Below are 21,307 nucleotides of genomic sequence, written 5' to 3'. Positions count from 1 at the left end.
CGTTCAGCGCGCTTTCGCGTTCTCCACCCGGTCGACCACCTGCCGATACCAGATATCCGCGGCCTTTAGGAAATGCGGCTTGGCGAAGGGATGAAGGGCATCCCGGCGCAAGACGGTATCGGCATAGGCCGTGGCCCCGCGCGGATCGCCCAGGGCGCGATAAGCTGCCTTGGCGCCCAGATAGGGCGCCATGACGGTGCCCGATCCCGAGAAGCCCATTGCGTAATGCAGCCCACGATCCTCGCCCACATGGGGCATGTGGTTGAAGCTGAAGCCCGTATTGCCCCACCAGGCGTGGCTGATCCTGGCATCGGCGAGGTCCGGCCAGACGCTGAGCATCGTCTCGCGCAGGCGTTTGGCGGCCTCGTTGACCGGGACGTCACGCATGGAGGCCCGCCCGCCCCAGAGCACGCGCTTGCCATCAGGTGACAGGCGGAAATAGCTGTGCCGGGCGCGGGTTTCGACCATCATCCGCCGCCCCGGGGCGAGATGCCCCAGCAGGTTGGCCGGCAATTCCTCGGTTGCGATCAGGTAGGAGGGCAGCGGGAAAACCCGCGCCACGTGCCAGCGGAAAAGCGGCGTGGTGTAGCCGTTGGTGCAGAGGATGACCTTTTCCGCCCGAACGGTGCCCTTTGGCGTGGTGACGGAGAACCGGTTGCCGGCGCGCTCGAGCGACGTCACTTCGGCGTTGCCGGTGAGCGTGATGCCGCGGCGGGTGACAGCCTCGCGCAGCCCCTGGTGGTACTTGGCCGGGTGAAGTCCGCAATGTTCGGGGAAGACCAGCCCGCCGAAATAGCGGGGCGTCTCTATTTCCTGCCCCAGCCCGTCACGCTCGACGATCGAGACGTCGACGTCGCTCTTCTCCGAGACATGGCGGGCGAGCGTTTTCTGGTTTTCGAAATGCTGCCTTGTCCAGGCAAGCTGGATGCGACCCGTTTGTTGCAGGTCGCAATCGATGCCTTCGCGGTCGATCAGCCCCTTCGCCCATTCAAGCGCCGGCTTCGCCTCGGCAAAGAGCGCATCGGCCACCTTTGGGCCGAACTTGTCGGAAAGCGCCTTCCATCCCAGCCGGGGATGGGCACCGAACATGCCGCCGTTGCGGGTGGAGGCGCCCTGCCCCGGTTCGTCCTTGTCGACAACCACAACGCTGGCGCCGCAATCATGGGAGGCGATCGCCGCCGACAGACCGGCGAAGCCCGCGCCGATCACCAGCACGTCGCAATCCTGCGGCAACGGATCGTCAGCCGGGTCGTTCTTCAGAACGCTCCACCAATACGGAGTGCCGGGTTCGGATTCGTCATTCCACTGCATGGGTGTTCCCTCGTTGACCGGGCCGACTATCTGCCGGGTCAGGCGGCTTGTCCATGACACATCTGCGACAAACCGGAGGGCAAATGCGGGCCAGACGGCCCGGTGGTCGGGCGCGCATAAATCCTACGCGCCCGAACCGTTTCAGCTTCCTACTGCGTGACGATCTCGGGGCCCATGAAGGTGTTCGGCAACACCGTCGAGAGCCACGGAATGTAGGTGATCATGATCAGGAAGACGAAGAGCACCGCGAGGAACGGCAGCGCCGCGCGCACGACGCTCATCATCGGCATGCCCGCCACGCCCGAGGTCACGAAGAGGTTGAGACCGACAGGCGGGGTAATCATCCCGATCTCCATGTTCACCACCATGATGATGCCGAGGTGAATGGGGTCGATCCCAAGCTCCATGGCGATCGGGAACACCAGCGGCGCAACAATCACGAGAAGGCCCGAAGGCTCCATGAACTGGCCGCCGATCAGCAGGATCACGTTGACGACGATCAGGAACATGACAGGCCCGAAACCCGCGTTGAGCATGGCGCCGGCGATCTGCTGCGGGATCTGCTCATCGGTCAGCACGTGCTTGAGGATCAGCGCGTTGGCGATGACGAAAAGCAGCGTCACGGTCAGCTTGCCCGCCTCGAAGAGCGTGTGCTTGGTGTCGGGGTGGAAGAAGGCCGTGACGATTGCGTACGGCTTGCGCAGGAGGCTCAGATTGCCGCCCTGCTCCTTGCCGACCGCGAGCGGCCCCATGTCCTTGTAGACGAAACAGGCGATGAAGAACGAGTAGACCGCCGCCACCGCCGCGGCCTCGGTCGGGGTGAAGATGCCGCCATAGATGCCGCCAAGGATGATGACGATCAGGAAAAGGCCCCAGGCCGCATCGCGCCCGGAGGCAAAGATCTCGCCCCAGCCCTGCCAGTCGCCCTTGGGCATGTTGCGCACGCGGGCCACGATGTAGATGGCCGTCATCAGCATGAAACCCGCCAGAAGACCTGGAATGACCCCGGCCAGGAACATCCGGCCGACCGACACCTCGACCGCCGCGGCATAGACCACCATCACGATCGACGGCGGGATCAGGATGCCAAGCGTGCCCGCGTTACAGATGACGCCGGCCGCAAAGTCGCGGGTATAGCCCACCTGCCGCATGCCGGCGATGACGATCGTGCCGATGGCCACAACGGTGGCGGGCGACGAGCCCGACAGCGCGGCGAAGAGCATGCAGGCGAAGACGCCCGCGATGGCCAGCCCACCATGCAGGTGACCGACGCAGGCGATGGAAAAGCGGATGATCCGCTGGGCCACCCCGCCTGTCGTCATGAACGAGGAAGCGAGGATGAAGAAGGGAATGGCAAGCAGCGTGTAGTGGCCTTCAAAAGCGCTGAAGAGCGTTTGAGCCACCGACGCCAACGAGCTTTCCGAGAACCACAGCAGGAAGAGGATGGAGCTGAGGCCGAGCGACACGGCAATGGGCACGCCCACGAGCAGCAGGCCGATGACCATCACGAAAAGAAGAACGACTTCCATCAGTCATGCCCCCCTTGCTGGGCGCGGACCTGTTCAAGCTCGTCTTCCACCTCGTGGCTGGCGACGATCCGGTCGACCTCGCCACGCCAGATCTGCACGGCAACCTGGGCGAAGCGGAAGGTCAGCAGCGCCAAAGACACGGGCAGAACCACGTAGGGAATGGCCTTCGGCATCTTCTCGTATTCCTCGCCGAAATTGATCCAGTCCTCGAGGAACCGCAGGATGGCGGGCATCGGAATATCCTGCACTTCGTACCACCCCTGGCCGCGGAAATCGGTGTCGAACCCGGTCGGGAACCAGCGCCCTGTCGTGGGCGGCAGTTCTGCGTAGACCGACCAGTAATCCCAGGCGCCCTTCAGGAGCAGGAGGGAGAACACAAGGCAGCAGGCGATCGAAAAAAGCGCCATCGCCTTGCGCACCGGCGGCGAGACGATGTTGACGATCGCGTCCACGCCAAGGTGGCTTTGCTTCTTCACCGCGTAGGACGCGCCCAGAAGCACCAGCCAGCCGAACATGAAAACCGTCAGTTCCAGCGCCCACAGAATGTTCGAGTTGAATACGTAGCGCGCGATCACGTTGGAGAACGTGACCACCGTCATTGCACCGAGAAGCGTGGCGATCACCGTTTCCTCGATGGTGTCCACGAAGCTGTGTTCGCGACTCATTTGTCCCCTCCTCCCGCAAGTATCTTGCGAAAAGGGCGGGCCCGGTCAGTTCGGGCCCGCCCCGCGAGGTGCGTGATGTCACGCACCTGTCAGGCTTACATGCTGGCGTTGATTTCCTGCGCCGCGTCGATGTTTTCCTGGCCCACGTCGTCGGTGAACTGTTCCCAGACCGGTTTCATCGCTTCGACCCACTTGGCGCGCTGGTCGGCGTCGAGGGTGCGAACGGTACCGCCGGCATCGATGACGGCCTGCTTGGCGTCCTGGTTCACCTTGGTGGATTCCTTGTTCCGGGTCTCGGTGACCTCGGACACGATGGTCAGGAACTGGTCACGCACCTCCGGCTCGAGGCTGTCGAGCCAGTCGACGCTGGTCACCACGAGGTAGTCGATGATGCCGTGATCGGTTTCGGTCACGCCGTCCTGAACCTCGAAGAACTTCTTGCCGTAGATGTTCGACCAGGTGTTTTCCTGTCCGTCGACCACGCCCTGTTGCAATGCGCCGTAGACCTCGGAGAAGGCCATCTTCTGCGGGCTCGCGCCAAGCGCTTCCATCTGGGCGACAAGCACGTCGGAGGACTGCACGCGGAACTTCAGGCCCTCGGCGTCGGACGGCTCGAGCAGCGGCACGCTGGCCGACATCTGCTTCATGCCGTTATGCCAGTAGGCCAGCCCCTGCAGACCGCGGCGCTGCATGCTGTCGAGAAGGTCCTGACCGGCTTCGGAGGCCTGGAACTGTTCGACGGCGTTGATGTCCTTGAACATGAAGGGCAGGTCGAAGATGCGGAATTGCTTGGTGAATTTCTCGAACTTCGAAAGCGAGGGGGCGGCCAGCTGCACGTCACCCTGCAGCATTGCTTCCAGCACCTTGTTGTCGTCGTAAAGCGTGGAGTTCGGGAAAACCTCCATGCACATCGTGCCGTCCATCTCTTCGTTCACGCGCTTTTCCAGCAGCGAGGCGGCGATGCCCTTGGGGTGTTTGTCGGTGTTGGTGACGTGGCTGAACTTGACGACGATCTCGCCGTCATCACAGGCGGCGCTTACGGCCGTGGCCGAAACGGACAGCGCCAGCGCGCTCGCGGCAGCGGTCAGGAACTTCATGGTCTGGTCTCCTCCCAGGATGTAACATTACAAGACTGCCCCTTGTCGGGGCGGTGCCATAAGTCTTTGTCGGGAAGTCAGCGCCACTCAAGGTTTAGTTTCAGCCCGTTTTTCATGTCGAAAAAATAATTATATTTCAAAGGATTATGTCTGAAACGGTGATTATCGGACGATCTGACGCCTTCTGATTGTGCGGATTCCCGCACACTGCAACAACGTGCCTGTGCGAGATTCCGCACACTTCCCGCAATCGGCCCGTCCCGGATTCCGTTGCGGCTTGCCGTAGCGACCTTTGGATAGCGCCGGGCGTGTCCCGCCGCACTGGCGCGTCAGCTGCGGCGGTAATCGTCGGGACGGATGCCGTAGCGGGCGAGCTTGTCGTAAAAGGTCTTGCGCGGCAGTTTTAGCGCCTTGGCGGCCTCCGACGCGCGGCCGTTCTGGCGCCCAAGCGCGGCAATGAGCAACGAGCGTTCGACCCGTGCCATCTGTTCCGCCAGACCCAGTTCGGCGGCGGCCGCCGCCTCTTCCGGCATGCCCAGCACGAAGCGCATGGCGGCCGACATGAGCGACCGGGCATTTCCCGGCCAGTCCTGCGCCATCAGGCGGGCCATGTGATCGGTCGTGACTTCGGGGACCGGTATGCCGGCCTGTTCCGCCGCCAGGGCAACGTAGTGCGAAAACAGCACCGGAATATCTTCGGGACGCTCGGACAGCGCAGGGATGCGGACCGGCGTCACGTCGAGCCGATAGTAAAGCTCGGCGTTCATCCGTCCGGCCTCGACCTCTGCCGACAGGTCGGCCGTGGTGCCGGCGATGAGCCGAACGCTTTCCGCGTGTTCCAGCTTTTCGGCGAGCGCGTATTGCGTGGCGCCCGGCAGAGCCGACACATCGTCGAGAAACAGCGTTCCGCCCGTGGCCGCGCTGAACGCCTGGTCGAGCGACACCCCGTCCATCCCGGCGGAAGAGCGTTTCACGAAGGGGCCGCGCGCTGCGGGCGACATCAGGTGAATGACCTCGGCCACCTTCGACACCCCTGCGCCCGGCGGACCGGTGACCAGCACCTCGACGCCCATGGGCGCAACCGTGCGAACCCGCGCGCGCAGATCGTCGGCCAGCGCCGAGGTGCCGAACAGCATCCGTGCCGCCGGGTCGCCCGTTTGCAACTGCGCCTTCAGACGGCGGTTTTCCAGAACCAGACGCCGGGTCGACAGGGCCCTTTGCAACACCGGTATCAGGTCATCAGGCGCACAGGGTTTCTCGAGAAAGTCGAACGCCCCCTGCCCCATGGCCTCGACAGCCATGGGAATGTCGCCCTCGCCCGTAAGCAGCACGACCGGTAGTTCCGCGTCGACACCGTTAGCGTATTTCAGAAGGTAGAACCCGTCACGGCCGGGCATTCGGATATCGGAAAGGATCACGCCTGGAAAATCCGGAGCGATGTGATCCTTCGCCTCGATGAATGAGCCAGCGGGCCTTGCTGTTAGGTCGGCCAGTTCCAGCGACTGGACCAGCGCGTCGCGCACGGCGGCATCATCGTCGACAACCAGGACATCCACGCTCATGCCGCTGCCTCTTCCTGCCAGCGTTCCAGTTCCACCGTCATCACGGCGCCACCATCCGGGGCGTTGGTACCGCGGATATTGCCCCCGAAGCTCTGGACCAGACCGTAGGAGATCGACAGCCCGAGGCCCATTCCGTCATCGCTGCCGACAGCCTTGGTGGTGTAGAAGGGCTCGAACATCTTGTCGGGTGCACTGATGCCGGGGCCGATATCGCGCACGGTGACGGCAAGTGGCGGGCCGGCGTCGATCGCGATACTGATCCGCCTTTCGACCTGGCCCGACATGGCATCGGCCGCGTTGTTGATGAGGTTGACGAAGACCTGGACAAGCCGCACCTCGCCACCGAGTGCATAGACGGGCTGCGCCGGGGCCTGCCAGTCAAGCGTTACCTCGTCCTTGCGCAGGCGCGCGTCGGTCAGTTCCACCGCCGTCTCCATCACCTGCACGAGGTCGACCTTGCCCATCGGCTCGCTCTCGTTACGCGCGAAGGCGCGCAGGTTCTTGATGATGCGCGCGGCGCGGGCCGCCAGTTGCGAGATGCGGTTCAGGTTCTCGCCCGCCGCGTCGGTGCGGCCCTTGGCAAGGAACGAGCCGCCATTGTCGGCAAATTGCTGGATCGCCATCAGCGGCTGGTTCAACTCGTGACTGATGCCGGCGCTCATCTGCCCCAGCGCAGACAGCTTGCCCGCCTGGACCAACTCGTCCTGTGCGCGCTTGAGGGCGGCTTCGGCCTCCTGGCGTTCCTGCACCTCGCGGCGCAGGGCAATGTTGGCCTCTGACAGTTCTGCCGTGCGTTCCGACACGCGGGTTTCCAACTGGGCATTCGCCCGGGCCAGAGTGCGGCGGCGCTCGCCGAGAAGCAGGAGGACCACGCCGAAAGACAGGCAGATCACGGTGAAGACCGAGGTCTGAAGCCACGCGATGCGGCGGGCCGGGGCCGTGTCGACAAGGGCGTGGCCGGTCATGCCGATCACCGGCTCGGCCTTGGCAAGATGCAGGGCGGCGCGAGGCAGGTAGTCGCCCCAGTCGAGGCGCCAGATCTCGTATCCGCTGCGCCAGACAGCACTGAAATCCGGCGCGGGTTCGATCGGCGGGGCCGGGGCTTCACCGTTTTCTCGCGGCTGCCAGCCAAGAATTTCCGAGCGGTTGGACAAAAAGATGCGCCCGTCGGCATCGGTGAAGAACACGGGGGGCTGACCGCCGATCCAGTCCCATTCAACCTCGGCCATGTCGACCAACGCGATGACACTCCCCTTGACCCCGTCCGGGCCGAAGGCCGGCGCGGCAAAGGCATAAACGCGCACACCATCCGGCCCAAGCCGGCCGTAGAACGTGCCGAGCGCCCCGCGCATGGCGCGGCGGAAATAGCGGCTTCCGGCGGGGCGGAGCGTGACGTTGCCGGCGCGGGCCAGCACGGTGCCGGCGGTGTCGGTGTAAAAAAGCGCCAGCGCCCCGCTCTTGTCGGCGGCGTCCTGCAACACCCAGTCGGCGCGTGCGACACCATCCTCGGCGGTGAGGTCATCGAAAACCGGGTGTTCGGCCATCAGCACCGCCAGTTCGCGGAAGCGGCGCAGTTCGCCGGTGAACCGGTCGGAGGCCAGTGCGAGGTCGGCGCGCCCCTGTTTCTCGATCTGGGCCAGCGCCTCGACATGGGCATACCGCCAGATGCCAGCCGCGCAGGCGCCGACCGCCCCGAGAAACAGGACGACCACGAGCAATCTGGTGCGCAGCATCTTCGTCATTGCGCTGTTCTAGCAAGCCTGCGCCCGGATTGACCAGATGCCCGCTGAGCGCCCTCGTCGTTCAGCCCTTGACGGACAGCACCGCGTCGGCCAGCGGTGCCGCGCCGAAACGCACCGGATCTGTCACCGGCAGGCCGGTTTCGCGGGCCGTGCTCTCGATTGCGTCGCGGGCGGCTGTTTCGTCGAGATCGCGGGTGTTGAGCGCGATGCCGACGACCCTGGCCGGCGTCAGCGCCCCGCCCGCCCGCGCAACCATCTCGTTGAGCGCGATGACGTCCTTCAAGGGCGGCACAGGCACCGCGTCGCCTGCGGTGTCGAGCACGTCCATCCCGGCCCGGTGGCACAGGATCAGCGCGTTTGCGCAACTTCCCCGCATCAGTGGCAGGGTGGCCGTGCTGCCCGGATGCAGAAGCGAGCCCTGACCCTCGATGATCAGCACGTCGTGCTCTGCGTTCTCCAACACCATCCTCTCCACGGCCCCCGCCGCATGATCCACCCGGAAGGCGTCGAGCGGGATACCCTTGCCAGTGATCGCAACGCCGCTTTGACCGGTGGCAAGAAAGGCCGCGTCGTGGCCCGCGTCACAGAGGGCCGACCAGATTTCGAGTCCGGAGGTCTTCTTTCCCACGGCCATGTCGGTGCCGACCATGAGCGCGCGAATATTGGAAAGTTTCGCGGCGCGCGCCATCGCGATGGGCGGCATGGCGTCGGTGGGCGTGCGGATATCCCAGATCCACTGGCCCGGTTTCAGCTTGTCGCCAAGCACATCGTTCAACCGGTCATGCAGCCCGTTGACGACCGACAGGCCCGAACCGATCGCCTGTTCCAGCATCGTCATCCACTCGGGCGGCACCCGTCCGCCAGACGGCGTGGTGCCAAGCACCAGAACCTCGGCACCCAGCCCGATCGCATCGTCCAGCGTGGCGACGATGGGAATGTCACGATCGATCTTGCACAGTTCTTTCAGACTCTTTCCCACCGCCTGGCTGTCGATCACGCAGGTCACGGGGTTGCGGCCGTATCGGATGATCCCCTCGGCCATCTTGGCGTTGATGAGACCCATATTGGCCTCGGCATAGATGGCGATCTTCTGGGTCGGCTCAAGCATCGGGCAGGTCTCCTCCGTGTCCGGGCCGGTCGGCGGGCAGGGTCACCCCATCGACCAGCGGCGCGCCATCGGCGGGATCGGGGTCGAGATTCAAGTGGCTGTCGAGGTCGATATAGTCGAACAGCGCCCCGATCGAGGCCCCCGCCGCGATCGAGACCGCGCTCTCACCCATGCAGCCGATCATGGTCTTGAGGCCGAACGCCCGGGCAGTGGCGACAATGCGCAGCGCCTCGGTGATGCCGCCGCATTTCATCAGCTTGAGGTTCACCCCGTCGACCCGGTCGGCAAAGCCGGGAATATCACCCGACATCCGGCAGCTTTCATCGACGAAGATCGGCAGGGCACGGTCCTTGAACAGGTCGACAAGCTGATCCTCGGCGCCGCGCACCAGCGGCTGTTCGATATATTCCGCCCGCCGCTCGGCCAGCCAGCCCATCATGTGGCGCGCATCGTCGAGCGACCAGCCGCCATTGGCATCGACCCGCAGAACGACATCGGCATCGCCCACGCTCTCGACCACGGCCGCGTACATCGCCTTGTCGGCCTCGATCCCCTCGGGCGAGCCCAGCTTGATCTTGAGCGCTTTCGCCCCCTTCTCCAGCAAGAGCGGCACGCGCTCGCGCACCACGTCCGGCGAGTTGATCCCCACGGTCAGCGAGGTCGGCACACCACGCCGCGCCAGCCCCAGAAGGCTGTAGAGCGGCATTCCGGCCTGTCTGGCCTTCAGATCCCACAGCGCCATGTCGAGCCCCGCCAACGCGCAAGGCGCGACGCCCGCCTCATATGCCCTGTCCCAGACGTCATGGATAGCGCCGGTGTCGAACTCGCTGCCCGTCACCCCACGCAGCATGGCTTCGGCCTCTTCCGTCGTCGCCGCGCCCTCGGTGGCACCCGGCGCGACCTCTCCCCAGCCGATATGCCCGTTCTCGGCAATCGAGATGAAAAGGTTCTCAGCCCCTTCGATCACGCCCCGGCTGATCGCCAGCGGAAATCGTTTCTTGAGATAGACCTTTCGGAACGTGATCTCGGCCATGTCAGTTTCCTTCAATACCATTGAGAAACGCCGTCAGGTTTCCGCCCAGGGCGTCGGAGACGTAGCCGCCTTCCTGAACGCAAACCAACGGCAGGCCGGTGGCCGCAATGGCCGCGGCGATCCGGGTGAAGCCTTCGGTCGTGACGGCGAAGCCCTGGAACGGGTCGTCGATATGCGCGTCGAGCCCGAGCGCCACGACAATGACGTCGGCGCCGAAATCGGTGATCTGTGCGAGCGCCCGATCCAGCGTATTCAGGTAGGTTTCGTCGTCCGTGCCCCGCTCCAGCGGCAGGTTGAGGTTGGCCCCCAGCCCCGCGCCTTCTCCCCGTTCATGGGCATGGCCCCAGAAAAACGGATAGAAGCGCGCCGGATCCGCGTGGATCGAGACCGTCAGCACATCGCCTCGGGCATAGAACATGCCCTGCGTGCCGTTGCCGTGGTGCACGTCGACATCGAGGATCGCGGGGCGCAGGCCCTTGTATAGCAGCCTTTGCGCGGCGATGCCGGAATTGTTGAAGAAACAAAACCCCCCGGCAAGGTCTGCAAAGGCGTGATGCCCCGGCGGGCGGGAGAGCGCGTAGACAGCCCGCGCCCCGGCCGCGACCGCATCCGCCCCGCTCACGGCGGTCTGGGCCGACCAGTAAGCGGCCTTCCAGGTATATTCCGCGATCGGGCAGGCCGTATCGGCCTGGTGATATCCCGCCTGCCCCACCGCCGATTTCGGGTAGCTGTCGGTGCGGTTCATCGGGTGGACATTGGGGATCACCTCGTCCGATGCCCCCTCGATGCGCTGCCAGCGGGTGTGGATGTTCCGCAGGAAGGTCAGGTACTCGGCCGTATGGACCGCGGCGATCGGCCCGAGCCCCGCATCGGCCGGGGTCTCGAAGACACAGCCCGCCGCTTCGGCCCCCGCCTTCAGGATATCGACACGCCTGGGTACTTCGGGGTTTGGTTTGCGTGTGCCGTTCGCCATGAAGTTCTTCGGGTCATGCGCGCGCTGGCGGTCGTCGAGGATGGCTTTCATCAAGGATCTCCCATCAAGTCGTCGAAAGCCTTTGCTGCCAGAAGGCAGGTCAGGTCACGCTCGGCCATATCAAAGCCGAGCCGGTCGTAAAACGCCCGGGCAGCGGTATTCTCGGCATAGACGGTCAGTTTCAGGAAACACGCCCGCCATTCTTCTCTCGCGAACTCCGCCGAGGCGCGCAGGAGCGCCCGGCCCAGCCCTTGCCCCCGCGCCACATCGCCCACCCAGAGGTCGGACACATAGGCGCCCGCCGCGCCGAAGGTGGTGGAAAAGACCGGCGAGACCAGGGCCGCGCCGATGACCGTCTCACCACCGCGCGCCAACAGTCCGTGGCAGGCCGGCGGAACGCCGAGGCAGGCCAGCGACAGGGCATCCTCGGTCGCATGGTGGCTGTCGCCCATATGGGCCGATAGCGCCTCGAGGGCATGGGAGAGATCGACGATATCCCCCGGACCCACCGGCGTGATCCGCCACGGGTCAGAAGGCGACATGCGCCGCCCCTTTCAGCCCGAGCATCGCGCGGGCCTCGTCCGGTGTGGCAACCTGCCGGCCCAGCCCCTCGACGATGCGGCGGGCCTTTTGCACCTGCTCGGCATTCGAGACCGCCAGTTTTCCCTTCTCGATGTAAAGGCTGTCTTCCAGCCCGACGCGGACATGGCCGCCCATCCCGGCAGCCGTCGCCGCCATCGTCATCTGCGCCCGGCCCGCCGCCAGCACCGAGAAACGGTAGTCATCGCCGAAATAGTCATCGGCCAGCCGCACCATGTGCGAAAGCGTCTCGGGCGCCGGGGCCATGCCGCCCAGCACGCCAAAGACGAACTGGATGAAGATCGGCGCTTTCACGAGGCCGCGCTCGACGAAATGGCGCAACATGACAAGGTGGCTCATGTCATAACACTCGAACTCGAACCGCGCGCCCCGCCTTTCGCCCATTTCGTGCAGAACATGGGCGATGTCGCGCGGGGTGTTCTTGAAGATCAGGTCGTCGGTCGACTCGAGAAAGGGTTTTTCCCAGTCGAACCGCCACTCACGGTCCCGCGCGGCAAGTGGGTAGAGGGCGAAATTCATCGAGCCCATGTTGAGCGAACACATCTCGGGCTCGGCCGCCATCGCACCCGCGAGCCGATCTTCCAGCGACATGATGGCGCTGCCGCCGGTGGTTATGTTGATCACCGCGTCGCACCGGTCGCGGATCCCGGGCAGGAAGTTCATGAAGTGCTCGGATTTCGACGAGGGCCGGCCATCGTCCGGGTCACGGGCGTGCAGATGCAGGATCGCCGCGCCCGCCTCGGCAGCTTCCACGGCCTGATCTTCGATATCCTTCGCGGTGAAGGGCAGATGCGGCGACAGGCTGGGCGTATGGATCGAGCCGGTCACGGCGCAGGTGATGATGATCTTCGACATGGCGCCTAACCCGTTCGATTGGGGGCCAGCCCCCAAACCCCCGGGATACTTTCAGCCAGAAGAAGCAGGTGCGCGCGCTTCATGCTTCTTCTGACCCGAAATATCCCCGCCGGAGGCATCCGACGGCGCCGCGAAACGCACTCGTTTCGTGCGGAGCGCAGGGTCAAAGTCCCGCCTCTTCGCAGAACCGGTCGAGCGCGCGGGTGAGCTTTTCAATAATCTCGTCGACATGTACGGTGGTGCTGATCATCGGTGGCGCAACGATGAAATGGTCGCCGGAATAGCCTCCGCGCGTACGGCGGGAGTAGATGATGAGCCCTTCGTCATAGGCCGCCTCGACCAGCCGGTCAAAGGCGTTCAATTCCTTCGGCAGCGGTGTCATTGTGGCGCGGTCGGACACCAGTTCGAAGGCCTGCAGCATCCCCATGCCGCGCACGTCGCCGATGATCGGGTAGCGGTTCATCAAAGCGCGCAGGCGGTGGCCGAGCTGGGTGCCCACCTCCAGCGCGTTGTGCATCATGTCCTGCCGCTCGATTTCCTCGATCACGGCGAGCCCCGCGGCACAGGCGAGCGGGTTGCCGGCATAGGTGAAGCCGTGGATGAAGCCGCCATGGCCCAGCACCGCCTCGACGATCTCCTCCTGTGCGATCACCGCGCCGAGCGGCATGTAGCCCGCGCCGAACCCTTTCGAGAGCGCCGCGATATCCGGCACGGTGTCCCAGTTGTCGGCCGCGAAAAATGTGCCGGTGCGTCCGCCGCCCGAGATCACCTCGTCATGGATAAGCAGCACATCGTAGCGGTCACATATCTCACGGATGCGTTTCATGTAACCTTCTGGCGGCATGAGGCAGCCGGTCGAGGCTCCGCCGATCGGTTCGACGATGAAGGCCAGCACGGTTTCCGGCCCTTCCTGCAGGATGCGCTCTTCCAGCATGTCGGCGTAGTGGCGGCCGGTTTCCGCGTCGGCCGGGTCGAGCCCGTCGAGATAAGCGCGCGGCGCGGGGATCTTCGGCATCTGCCGCATCATCGGGTCGAAGGGTGCCGTCATTGGCGCGTAACCGGTCAGTGCCAGCGCGCCGATCGTGCAGCCGTGATAGGCTGGGTAGCGCGAGATCACTTTCCAGCGCTGCGGCTCGCCCACCGCCAGCTTGTATTGCCGGGCGAGCTTGATGGCGCTTTCCACCGCTTCCGAGCCGCCGGAAACGAAGAACACGCGCTCCATCCCGTCGGGGGCCAGCCCCGCGACCTTGGCCGCCAGCGCCTCGCTCGGTTCCGTCTCGAAATGCAGGCGATAGCCGAAGGTGGCGATCTCCATCTGCCTGCGCATGGCCTCGAGCACGTTGGGGTTGGAATGACCGATATTGCACACCATCGCCCCGGACGAGCCGTCGAGATAACGCTTGCCGTCCACGTCCCAGATATACACGCCCTCGGCCTGCCTGAGCCGTGGGCGGCGCTGCCGGGTCTGATAGAAAAGATGGCTTTTGCCCTGCCCGTCCATATCGTCTCTCACGCTATCCAGAAAGCCTTTTCGAGATCGTCGAACTCATCGGCCGGGCCTTCGAACTTGTTCCGGCCCAGTTCAAGCACGTAGACATAGTCGGCGATCTTGAGAGCATGGCGGATTTCCTGGTCGACGAGCAGGATGGTCAGCTTGTCGACCTTCGCGAGGTCGGTGAGCATCTCGTAGACCTCCTCGGCCAGCATTTTCGAAAGGCCCGCCGTTGGCTCGTCGACCAACAGCATCTTGGGTTCCGACATCAGCGTGCGGCCGATCTCTACCATGCGCTGCTGCCCGCCCGACAGCTCGCCCGTTACCTGCTTGCGCTTGTCACGGAGCGCCGGGAAACGTTCATAGTTCGCCTCGACTTTCTGGCGCACCTGCTTGCGGTCGCGCCGGAAGGTCCAGCCGCCCAGTTCGAGGTTTTCCTCGACGGTCATGTCCTTGAATACCCCGGGCTGCTGGGGGATGTAGGCCAGCCCCTTGAGGATCTTCTCGTGCGGCGGAATGCCCAGGATCGACTCGCCACCGAGCAGGATGTCGCCCTGATTGGGCGAAAGAAACCCGAAGGCGGCCTTGAGTGCCGTCGACTTGCCCACGCCATTGGCGCCCAGGATCGTGGTGATCTGGCCCTGCCGTGCCTTGATGTCGAGATCGGAGAGGATGTTGAGATCGCGGTAGTAACCCACCGAGAGGTTCTTCATCTCGAGAACGGTTGCCGGTTCGGTCATGCCGGGGCCTCCTCGCCTTCCTCGGCGCCGAGATAGGCCTCGATCACGGCCGGGTCGTTCTTGACGTCCTCCGGGGGACCGTCGGCGATGAGGTCTCCGAAGTTCAGCACCAGAAGCCGCTGGGAGAGAGAGAAGATCGAATCCATCTGGTGGCTGATGATGATGATCGCCTTGCCTTCGTCGTTGACGCGCTGGATGTAGGCGTAGATCACCTCCATCAGGCGCGGGTGCACGCCGGCGAAGGGTTCGTCGAGAATGATGACATCGGGGTTGAGCATCAGCAGGCGGCCCAGTTCCAGAAGCTTCTGCTGCCCGCCGGACAGGGCCTGTGCGTATTCATTGCGCAGGTGGTCGATGGTCAGAAACTCCAGCACCCCCATCGCCTTGTCGCGAAGCTCTGCCTGCCCATGCGTGTTGCCCATGGCGAGCGCCGGCACGTAGAGGTTTTCGAGCACCGTCATCCGCCGGAACGAGCGCGTCACCTGGAAGGTTCGGCCAAGCCCGGCGCGTGCCACTTCGAAAGGCTGCAACTGGTCGATGCGTTTCTCGCCGAGATAGACCGTGCCGCTGGTGGGTTTGATCGCCCCGTCGAGGATGTTGGTCATCGTCGTCTTGCCTGCCCCGTTCGGGCCGATCAGACCGATCAGCTCGGGGCCGTTGATCTCGAAATTCACGCCTTTCAGGACGTGGTTCCCGCCAAAGCGCTTCTGCAGGTTGGTGACCTTGAGATGTATCAATCCGGTGCCTCCGTTCTATGCGGGCCGCCGCCCGGGCCGGTGACGGTCGAGGCGCGCTTGGCGACGGTTTCCTCGGCCACGCCTTCGCGGCGGAAATAGGCGATGATGGGGGCGATCAGGCCGTTGCGGAAGAACCGGAGCGTGATCATCAGCAGCAGGCCGAAGAAAACGAGCCGCCAGATCGTCATGTCGACTTCGATGCCGCCGATGACGAAGCTGTTGCGCAGGAGTTCGAGCACCACCTGAAGGATGATCGCGCCGATGGCGGCCGCCACGAAGTTCTCGATACCGCCGATCACGGCCATCGCCACGACAAGGCTCATCTGAAGGAGAAACAGCATGTTGGGCGTGATGATCTGTACGTAATGCCCCTGCACGGCGCCCGCTGCGGCGGCCATGGCACAGGTGATGGTGAAGACCAGCACCTTGTAGCGGGTGGTGTTCACGCCAAGTGCTGCAGCCGCATCCTGATCCTCGCGCAGGGCGCGTACGAAAAGGCCGAATTTCGATCGCGCCAGCCAGCCGAGGACGGCGAGGCATGCCAATAGCAGCGCCAGCATCGTGTAGTACGGCGGCAGTTTGTCGGTGGGTTCGAAATAGGTGCCGAAAAGGTTGACGCCGTTGGGATAGAGCGGCGGCAATTCCAGCCCCGCCTGCCCCCGCGTGATGTCGATCTCGGCCGAGATGGTGGCCTTGAGGATCTCGGAGAAGCCCAGCGTGAACAGCGCGAGATACGCTGCCCGGAGGCGCAGCACCAACATGCCGACAAGGAAACCCGCAAGCGCGCCCATCAGCGTGCCCAGAATAATCCCGAGCAAAACCGGCATCGGTTGCACGTCGACCGTGCCGCCCCATGCTTCGAGCGCCTGCCGCAGGCAATCCTGTGTCAGGGTGGTCGAGGTTACCCCGATCGGGTTCACCACCACCAGCCACTGGCCGAAGAAGGGCGTTTCCGCGCAAAGTTCCGTCGGCTCGGGCGAGAGGTAGATGTAGTGACAGAACAGGCCCGTCGTATAGGCGCCGATCGCCATGAAGCCCATGTGCCCGAACGAAAACTGCCCCGCATAGCCCGACAGCATCGACCAGCTTGCCGCGAGGATCGCGTAGAAGAAGCCGGTGATCAGGATGTGCATGATGTAGTCGTAATCCGCCGCCCCATAGGTCAGCGGAAAGATCAGCAGGATGATCAGGAAGATGCCGCCGGCAATGTTGGGTATCTGCTTTCTCATGGCCTCTACCCCCTAGCCCTGTCCGTGCATGCCGCTGGCGAAGCGGCGGCCGAACATGCCCGTGGGCCGCAGCAGCAGCGTGAGCGTGAGCACGATCATGCCGTAGGCCGGGATATAGCTGGCGGCTTTCTGAGCGTCGGGAACACAGCCGGTCCCCGCGGCCTCGACAAGGCCGACCATGATGCCGCCGATGAAGGCCCCGGGCAAAGAGCCGAGCCCGCCCAGCACGACGATCACGAAGGAGCGCATCGCGGGGATGGCGCCCACCTGCGGCAACCATGAAAAGGCCTGCACCAGCAGCGCGCCGGCCAGCGCGGCGATCATGCCCCCTAGGGCGAAGGCCAGCATGTTCATCGTGTTGGGGTTGATGCCGGTGATGGCGGCGGCCTCGCGGTCCTGGCTAACGGCGCGCAGGGCTTTTCCTGTCCACGTGCGATGCATCAGGAAGAGAAGCGCCGCCAGAACGAGGATGCAGGTGATGGCCGCGGTGAAACGCGGGCTGGAAATGGTGACCTGCTCGAAGAGCGTCATGCTGCCCCGGCTGGTCTTGATCCAGATCGGGTCGGCCTCGGCGGGGAAACGCCAGCGCGGGAATTCGAGGAAGCGCTGCGCTTTCACCGGGTTGGCGCCCACCAGAGCCTGCACGAAATACTGCAGCGTGAAGGCCAGGCCGAAGGTCACGAGGATCCCGTATTCGATCGGCCGGTCGATCTTGCCGTGATACATCGGCGTCAGCATCAGCCGCTCGAACGCCGCGCCCAGCAGGAAGGCCACGAGGCAGGCGCCCAACACCCCCATCAGCGGGTTGATCCCGGGAAACCAGACCTCGGTGATGAAATAAACCAGCATCCCGCCGATCATGTAGAATTCCCCATGGGCGAAGCTGACCACACCGAGGATCGAAAAGATCAGCGACAGGCCAAGCGCCATGAACCCGTAGATGATGCCTATGATCAGCCCGTTCACGAACTGGCTGGCCACGAAACCACCGGAGACGACGCAGATATTGTCGGGGTCGGCGAAACTGAACGTCACCGCGACGATCAGCACGGTCAGCAGCGCCAGCGACGTGGTCAGGTAAACCGACGCGCGCGGCGTCGCCGCCCAGACCGCAGCCAGCCCAACCGGGCCAAGCGAGGCGCCGGCCATGGTGCCGATGAAGGCCGCGTTCGACGTGTCGAGATCGCGGGCGAGATAGCGGCGCTTGATGAGAATGCTTCCGGCGACAGCCCAGAAGATCATCCAGGCCAGCACGCCCCAGAACAGCAACGGAAATTCCACGATGTCCCCCGTGTCACGCCGGGTTTGTCCCGGCTGTTTTCGGATTGTGGCGGGCCCGGGCGCCATCAGAGCGCCCGGGCGGATCAGCGGATCACTCGTTCACGAAAACGGGTTCAGCCGTCTTGTAGGCATCCGGGTAGACGATCGCCGCACTGGTCGAGTCCTGCCCTTCTTCCTGGTACTGGATCATGGTCAGCGCCGGATCGGGCCACTGGTGCCACCATTCGTCGCCCTTGCCATCTTCAGACGGGTCTTTCTGCGTGCCATAGGGGAAGTAGATCTTGCCGAGCGTACCGTCATGCTCGATCCCTTCCAGTGCCGTGACGATCGCGTCGGCGTCAGTCGAACCGGCCTCTTCGATCGCCTGGGCAATGATGGCGATCGAATCGTAGGCCTCCATCGCGTAGCTCTCGACGTCAGACTTGCCCATCCGCTCCTTGTAGGTGGCGGCGAAGGCCTTGCCCTTTTCGGTGAACTGGGTCTCGGGCACGCCGATCCGCTGCACGAAGGCGTTCTGCCCGTCCGGCACGTTCTGCCAGTAGGCGCCCGATTCCAGCGCGTCCTGCCCGGTCACGAAGGGCAGATCGAGCGGCCCGATGCCGGCATCCGCAGCCTGCTGGGTGAAGTTGTAGGCGGCCTCGCCCGTCACCAGGGTAATGATCATGTCCGGGTTCTCGGCCTTGATCCGCTGCACGATGCCGGCATAGTCCTGCGTGCCGATATCCACCGAGAAGGTGGTGCTTTCCACGCCGCCGCTTTCCAGGCCCTTCGCGGTTTCCTGCGAGGCGGGAATGCCGTAGTCGGTGTTCTCGGTCAGGATCGCCACCTTTTCGACGCCCGGCACGGTCAGCGCAAATTGCCAGATGGTTGCCGAGGCCCACGAGCTGAGCGGCGCGATGCGGAAGATGTATTTCTGCTTGTCGCCGGTGATGGTGTCATTCCACGTCTCGGCGAAGACCGTCGGCACGCCAAGGCGTTGCGCCACGTCCTTCGACGCCACGCCGACCGAACTGTGATAGCCGCCACCCACGGCGACAACGCCATCCTGCGAAATGAATTTCTCCATCAGGGCGGCACCCTTCTCGGGCAGGCCCTCGGAATCGCCGATCACCACCTCGATGTCGCAGCCCAGCACGCCGCCGGCCGCGTTGATGTCTTCCTCGGCGATCAGCATCGCCTCGCGCATCGCCTCACCGCCGACCACGGTGCCGGGGGCCGAAAGCGGGGCGATACCGCCGATCTTGATGGGGCAATCGGCGGCCATGGCGGCGCCGGCCGTCACAAGGGCGCCGACCGCGGTGGCGGTCAGCAATCTGAAAGTCGTCATTGAATGTCTCCCGTTGGTTCCCGGCTCTTTTTCCAGAGCCTCGTAGGCCAAACTATTGCAGGCACCGTCAAAATGCCTCAAATTGATAATACCTATTCAGAGCATAGACGAGATTTATGGGGCCGCGGATCTGGCCCCGAAAGTGAAAGGACGAGGCGCTGAACCACGCCGACAAGTTCGTAACCAACCTCGACTGGAACCTGCTGCGCACCTTCGTGGTGATCGTCGAGGAAGGCGGGATCACGGCGGCCGCAACCCGCCTCCTGCGACGCCAGCCAACGGTCAGCGTTGCCCTCGGCCGCCTCGAGGCGCAAATCGGCAGCCGCCTTATAGAACGTGGGGGCGGCGCGTTCCGGCTGACCTCTGCAGGGCGGGAACTTTACCGCGAATGCACCGAAATCTACGGCTCGATCTCCCGGCTGGCGGACCTGACCCAATCGGCCACCAAGGAGCTGACGGGGCATGTCGAAATCCTGCTGGCCAGCCACGTTGTCACCCCGATCCTCGACCAGACCCTCGTCGACTTCCACCGCGCCTATCCAGAGGTCAGTTTCGAAATCCGTATCGAGACCAGCCGCAATGTTTTGCGCGGTGTGCTGGAAAAAACGGCACCTTTCGGGATCTGTCTGCTCAATCGCCGGTTGGCAAAACTGGAATACGAACGAATCTATCGCGAGCATTTCGGTTTCTTCTGCGGCCCCCCTCACCCGCTTTACGGACGGCGGAACCTCGATATCAGCGATCTGCGCGGCTGTGCCGGAGTGTCCTTCGAAACCGACAGCATGGACGATGCCCTGCGGCCGGTGGCCATCTTCCGCCGCGATAACGACCTCGATCACAACATCGTTGGCCGGTCGACCCACCTGGAAGAGGTGCGGCGGCTGATTTCCTGCGGCCTGGGCATCGGCCCGCTCCCCATCCACGTGGTGCGGCAGGATCTGGAGAACGGCACGCTGTGGCGCTTGCCGCCCTACGAAAACCCGCCGGCTGTCGACATTTACGTCGTTACCAACCCCGCAAGCCGGCTCAGCCGGGCCGAGGGGAAGTTCCTTTCGGCCCTGAAGGCGCAGATCGCCGCCAAGACACTCGCCGACCGCACCTATGACGGGCTCAGTCCTCTGGGTTTCTCGCCCAAGCCGGTCGGGCCGGTGCAGGCGCAATGAGGACGACGCGCCGCATATCCCCTGACGCAGCCGTTGTCTCTGCCCCGGAAATGATGACCTGCCATCGTCATTGGGGCGGAAATGTGGCGAAAGTCGGATGCGCATGAGCGACAGCCCCGACATCGAGGCCATGAATGCCCCCGTGACCGGCTCGGCTGGCCGGGCCCTCCTGGTTCTGGGTCTGGTGCTGGATCATGGACCGGTGTCCCCGCAACACCTGACGGACCTGAGCGGGCTCAGCCGCACGGCCGTGCATCGCGCCATCCATGCGCTGATCGACCAGGGCTTCGTGCGCTATCAACTGGGCAAGATGCACGTAATCGTCACGTCCGGTCTGCGCGACAGTTTTCGCGGCGCGTTTTTCAGCCCGCCCGGCATCGATCCTGTCTCGAAAGCCGTGGACGAGGCGCTCAAGCACCGCAGAATGCAGTGTGAAATCGCGGTCTTAAGCCCGGACGGCGAAGCGCGCCTCGTCGAAACCACCATGCCGGACCAGGAGGCCGAACTCGACTTCCTCGAAAGCGATCTGGTCTCTGTCCTGCTGTCACGGTTCGACCCGGTTGCGGTGACCCGCATGACCGCCCGCGCCCTGCGGGCCTCCGGCGGCGATGCCACCGTGGAGCATGATTTCCTCGATCGTTACAGGCAGGCACAGTACCAGGGCTATATCTGGAATGCGCAGCAAGGCGCGCTTTGCGTTCGGGTTAAGGACGATTCGGATCAGGCCGTAGCGATTCGCCTTATTTCCGGTGGGTCGGGGCGCGTCAGACAGCGAGATTGTGTCGAAACTGCGGAGGCAATTGGGCGGCTACTTCCCGGAATGTTTCCAAATCTGTCCACAATACGCGAGTGATTTCAATATA

At 64.1% G+C, this 21,307-nt stretch carries 19 protein-coding genes; 2 read left to right on the top strand and 17 right to left on the bottom strand.

Going from position 1 to position 21,307, the window contains the following annotated elements:
* Positions 1-3: 3 nt before the first annotated feature.
* The 17 genes from RIdsm_RS10775 to RIdsm_RS10695 form a co-directional block, all read right to left on the bottom strand.
* Positions 4-1,311, bottom strand: a complete 1,308-nt coding sequence (locus tag RIdsm_RS10775) for an NAD(P)/FAD-dependent oxidoreductase (protein ID WP_057819486.1) — start codon at positions 1,309-1,311, stop codon at positions 4-6.
* A 149-nt stretch (positions 1,312-1,460) separates the two neighbouring features.
* The gene (locus RIdsm_RS10770) at positions 1,461-2,840 is read right to left on the bottom strand and encodes a TRAP transporter large permease (RefSeq protein WP_057819488.1); all 1,380 of its coding nucleotides are present in this window, start codon (positions 2,838-2,840) and stop codon (positions 1,461-1,463) included.
* Positions 2,840-3,505: a TRAP transporter small permease gene (locus RIdsm_RS10765; RefSeq protein ID WP_057819490.1), complete on the bottom strand. Its 666-nt coding sequence runs from the start codon at positions 3,503-3,505 to the stop codon at positions 2,840-2,842. The genes RIdsm_RS10770 and RIdsm_RS10765 overlap by 1 nt, the downstream gene beginning before the upstream one ends.
* A gap of 95 nt (positions 3,506-3,600) precedes the next feature.
* Positions 3,601-4,602: a DctP family TRAP transporter solute-binding subunit gene (locus RIdsm_RS10760; RefSeq protein ID WP_057819493.1), complete on the bottom strand. Its 1,002-nt coding sequence runs from the start codon at positions 4,600-4,602 to the stop codon at positions 3,601-3,603.
* A gap of 329 nt (positions 4,603-4,931) precedes the next feature.
* Positions 4,932-6,164 (bottom strand): sigma-54-dependent transcriptional regulator, encoded by a 1,233-nt coding sequence (locus tag RIdsm_RS10755; RefSeq protein ID WP_057819496.1) that lies wholly within the window; start codon positions 6,162-6,164, stop codon positions 4,932-4,934.
* Positions 6,161-7,906: an ATP-binding protein gene (locus tag RIdsm_RS10750; RefSeq protein ID WP_057819499.1), complete on the bottom strand. Its 1,746-nt coding sequence runs from the start codon at positions 7,904-7,906 to the stop codon at positions 6,161-6,163. The genes RIdsm_RS10755 and RIdsm_RS10750 overlap by 4 nt, the downstream gene beginning before the upstream one ends.
* A 61-nt stretch (positions 7,907-7,967) precedes the next feature.
* Complete coding sequence (locus RIdsm_RS10745; RefSeq protein WP_057819501.1) at positions 7,968-9,014, bottom strand: N-acetyltransferase DgcN family protein; 1,047 nt, start codon at positions 9,012-9,014, stop codon at positions 7,968-7,970.
* Positions 9,007-10,047 (bottom strand): dipeptide epimerase, encoded by a 1,041-nt coding sequence (locus RIdsm_RS10740; protein ID WP_057819503.1) that lies wholly within the window; start codon positions 10,045-10,047, stop codon positions 9,007-9,009. Before RIdsm_RS10740 ends, RIdsm_RS10745 begins: the two co-directional genes overlap by 8 nt.
* 1 nt (position 10,048) lies before the next feature.
* Positions 10,049-11,071, bottom strand: a complete 1,023-nt coding sequence (locus RIdsm_RS10735; protein ID WP_057819505.1) for a histone deacetylase family protein — start codon at positions 11,069-11,071, stop codon at positions 10,049-10,051.
* Entirely contained in the window at positions 11,071-11,562 is a 492-nt protein-coding gene (locus RIdsm_RS10730) for a GNAT family N-acetyltransferase (protein ID WP_057819507.1), read from the bottom strand. Before RIdsm_RS10730 ends, RIdsm_RS10735 begins: the two co-directional genes overlap by 1 nt.
* Entirely contained in the window at positions 11,549-12,475 is a 927-nt protein-coding gene (gene kce, locus RIdsm_RS10725; protein ID WP_057819508.1) for a 3,5-dioxohexanoate:acetyl-CoA acetone transferase, read from the bottom strand. Before kce ends, RIdsm_RS10730 begins: the two co-directional genes overlap by 14 nt.
* A gap of 163 nt (positions 12,476-12,638) precedes the next feature.
* A complete protein-coding gene (locus tag RIdsm_RS10720; protein ID WP_057819510.1) occupies positions 12,639-13,976 on the bottom strand; it encodes an aminotransferase family protein in 1,338 nt (445 codons plus the stop codon).
* A gap of 8 nt (positions 13,977-13,984) precedes the next feature.
* Positions 13,985-14,707, bottom strand: coding sequence for an ABC transporter ATP-binding protein (locus RIdsm_RS10715; protein ID WP_057819512.1), 723 nt, complete (start codon positions 14,705-14,707; stop codon positions 13,985-13,987).
* Positions 14,704-15,444, bottom strand: a complete 741-nt coding sequence (locus RIdsm_RS10710; RefSeq protein ID WP_057819514.1) for an ABC transporter ATP-binding protein — start codon at positions 15,442-15,444, stop codon at positions 14,704-14,706. The genes RIdsm_RS10715 and RIdsm_RS10710 overlap by 4 nt, the downstream gene beginning before the upstream one ends.
* Positions 15,441-16,673, bottom strand: coding sequence for a branched-chain amino acid ABC transporter permease (locus RIdsm_RS10705; RefSeq protein ID WP_057819515.1), 1,233 nt, complete (start codon positions 16,671-16,673; stop codon positions 15,441-15,443). Before RIdsm_RS10705 ends, RIdsm_RS10710 begins: the two co-directional genes overlap by 4 nt.
* A gap of 12 nt (positions 16,674-16,685) precedes the next feature.
* A complete protein-coding gene (locus RIdsm_RS10700; RefSeq protein ID WP_057819517.1) occupies positions 16,686-17,954 on the bottom strand; it encodes a branched-chain amino acid ABC transporter permease in 1,269 nt (422 codons plus the stop codon).
* A gap of 91 nt (positions 17,955-18,045) precedes the next feature.
* Positions 18,046-19,281, bottom strand: coding sequence for an ABC transporter substrate-binding protein (locus tag RIdsm_RS10695; RefSeq protein WP_057819519.1), 1,236 nt, complete (start codon positions 19,279-19,281; stop codon positions 18,046-18,048).
* A gap of 215 nt (positions 19,282-19,496) precedes the next feature.
* Here RIdsm_RS10695 and RIdsm_RS10690 point away from each other — a divergent pair, with 215 nt between their 5' ends.
* Both RIdsm_RS10690 and RIdsm_RS10685 read left to right on the top strand, forming a co-directional pair.
* Positions 19,497-20,444, top strand: coding sequence for a LysR family transcriptional regulator (locus tag RIdsm_RS10690; RefSeq protein WP_236553372.1), 948 nt, complete (start codon positions 19,497-19,499; stop codon positions 20,442-20,444).
* 103 nt (positions 20,445-20,547) lie between these two features.
* Positions 20,548-21,297 (top strand): MarR family transcriptional regulator, encoded by a 750-nt coding sequence (locus RIdsm_RS10685; RefSeq protein ID WP_064259368.1) that lies wholly within the window; start codon positions 20,548-20,550, stop codon positions 21,295-21,297.
* Positions 21,298-21,307 lie beyond the last annotated feature (10 nt).

The sequence above is a fragment of the Roseovarius indicus genome (assembly GCF_008728195.1).
Lineage (GTDB): Bacteria > Pseudomonadota > Alphaproteobacteria > Rhodobacterales > Rhodobacteraceae > Roseovarius > Roseovarius indicus.
Note: the sequence above shows the minus strand (reverse complement) of the source record. Positions and strands in the feature narration are given on the sequence as shown.

Coding starts and splice junctions, on each gene's coding strand:
- RIdsm_RS10770 (WP_057819488.1), bottom strand. CDS start 2,840: ATGGAAGTCGTTCTTCTTTTCGTGATGGTCATCGGCCTGCTGCTCGTG.
- RIdsm_RS10745 (WP_057819501.1), bottom strand. CDS start 9,014: ATGCTTGAGCCGACCCAGAAGATCGCCATCTATGCCGAGGCCAATATG.
- RIdsm_RS10760 (WP_057819493.1), bottom strand. CDS start 4,602: ATGAAGTTCCTGACCGCTGCCGCGAGCGCGCTGGCGCTGTCCGTTTCG.
- RIdsm_RS10730 (WP_057819507.1), bottom strand. CDS start 11,562: ATGTCGCCTTCTGACCCGTGGCGGATCACGCCGGTGGGTCCGGGGGAT.
- RIdsm_RS10695 (WP_057819519.1), bottom strand. CDS start 19,281: ATGACGACTTTCAGATTGCTGACCGCCACCGCGGTCGGCGCCCTTGTG.
- RIdsm_RS10705 (WP_057819515.1), bottom strand. CDS start 16,673: ATGAGAAAGCAGATACCCAACATTGCCGGCGGCATCTTCCTGATCATC.
- RIdsm_RS10750 (WP_057819499.1), bottom strand. CDS start 7,906: ATGACGAAGATGCTGCGCACCAGATTGCTCGTGGTCGTCCTGTTTCTC.
- RIdsm_RS10685 (WP_064259368.1), top strand. CDS start 20,548: ATGAGCGACAGCCCCGACATCGAGGCCATGAATGCCCCCGTGACCGGC.
- RIdsm_RS10715 (WP_057819512.1), bottom strand. CDS start 14,707: ATGACCGAACCGGCAACCGTTCTCGAGATGAAGAACCTCTCGGTGGGT.
- kce (WP_057819508.1), bottom strand. CDS start 12,475: ATGTCGAAGATCATCATCACCTGCGCCGTGACCGGCTCGATCCATACG.
- RIdsm_RS10740 (WP_057819503.1), bottom strand. CDS start 10,047: ATGGCCGAGATCACGTTCCGAAAGGTCTATCTCAAGAAACGATTTCCG.
- RIdsm_RS10775 (WP_057819486.1), bottom strand. CDS start 1,311: ATGCAGTGGAATGACGAATCCGAACCCGGCACTCCGTATTGGTGGAGC.
- RIdsm_RS10720 (WP_057819510.1), bottom strand. CDS start 13,976: ATGGACGGGCAGGGCAAAAGCCATCTTTTCTATCAGACCCGGCAGCGC.
- RIdsm_RS10735 (WP_057819505.1), bottom strand. CDS start 11,071: ATGAAAGCCATCCTCGACGACCGCCAGCGCGCGCATGACCCGAAGAAC.
- RIdsm_RS10765 (WP_057819490.1), bottom strand. CDS start 3,505: ATGAGTCGCGAACACAGCTTCGTGGACACCATCGAGGAAACGGTGATC.
- RIdsm_RS10755 (WP_057819496.1), bottom strand. CDS start 6,164: ATGAGCGTGGATGTCCTGGTTGTCGACGATGATGCCGCCGTGCGCGAC.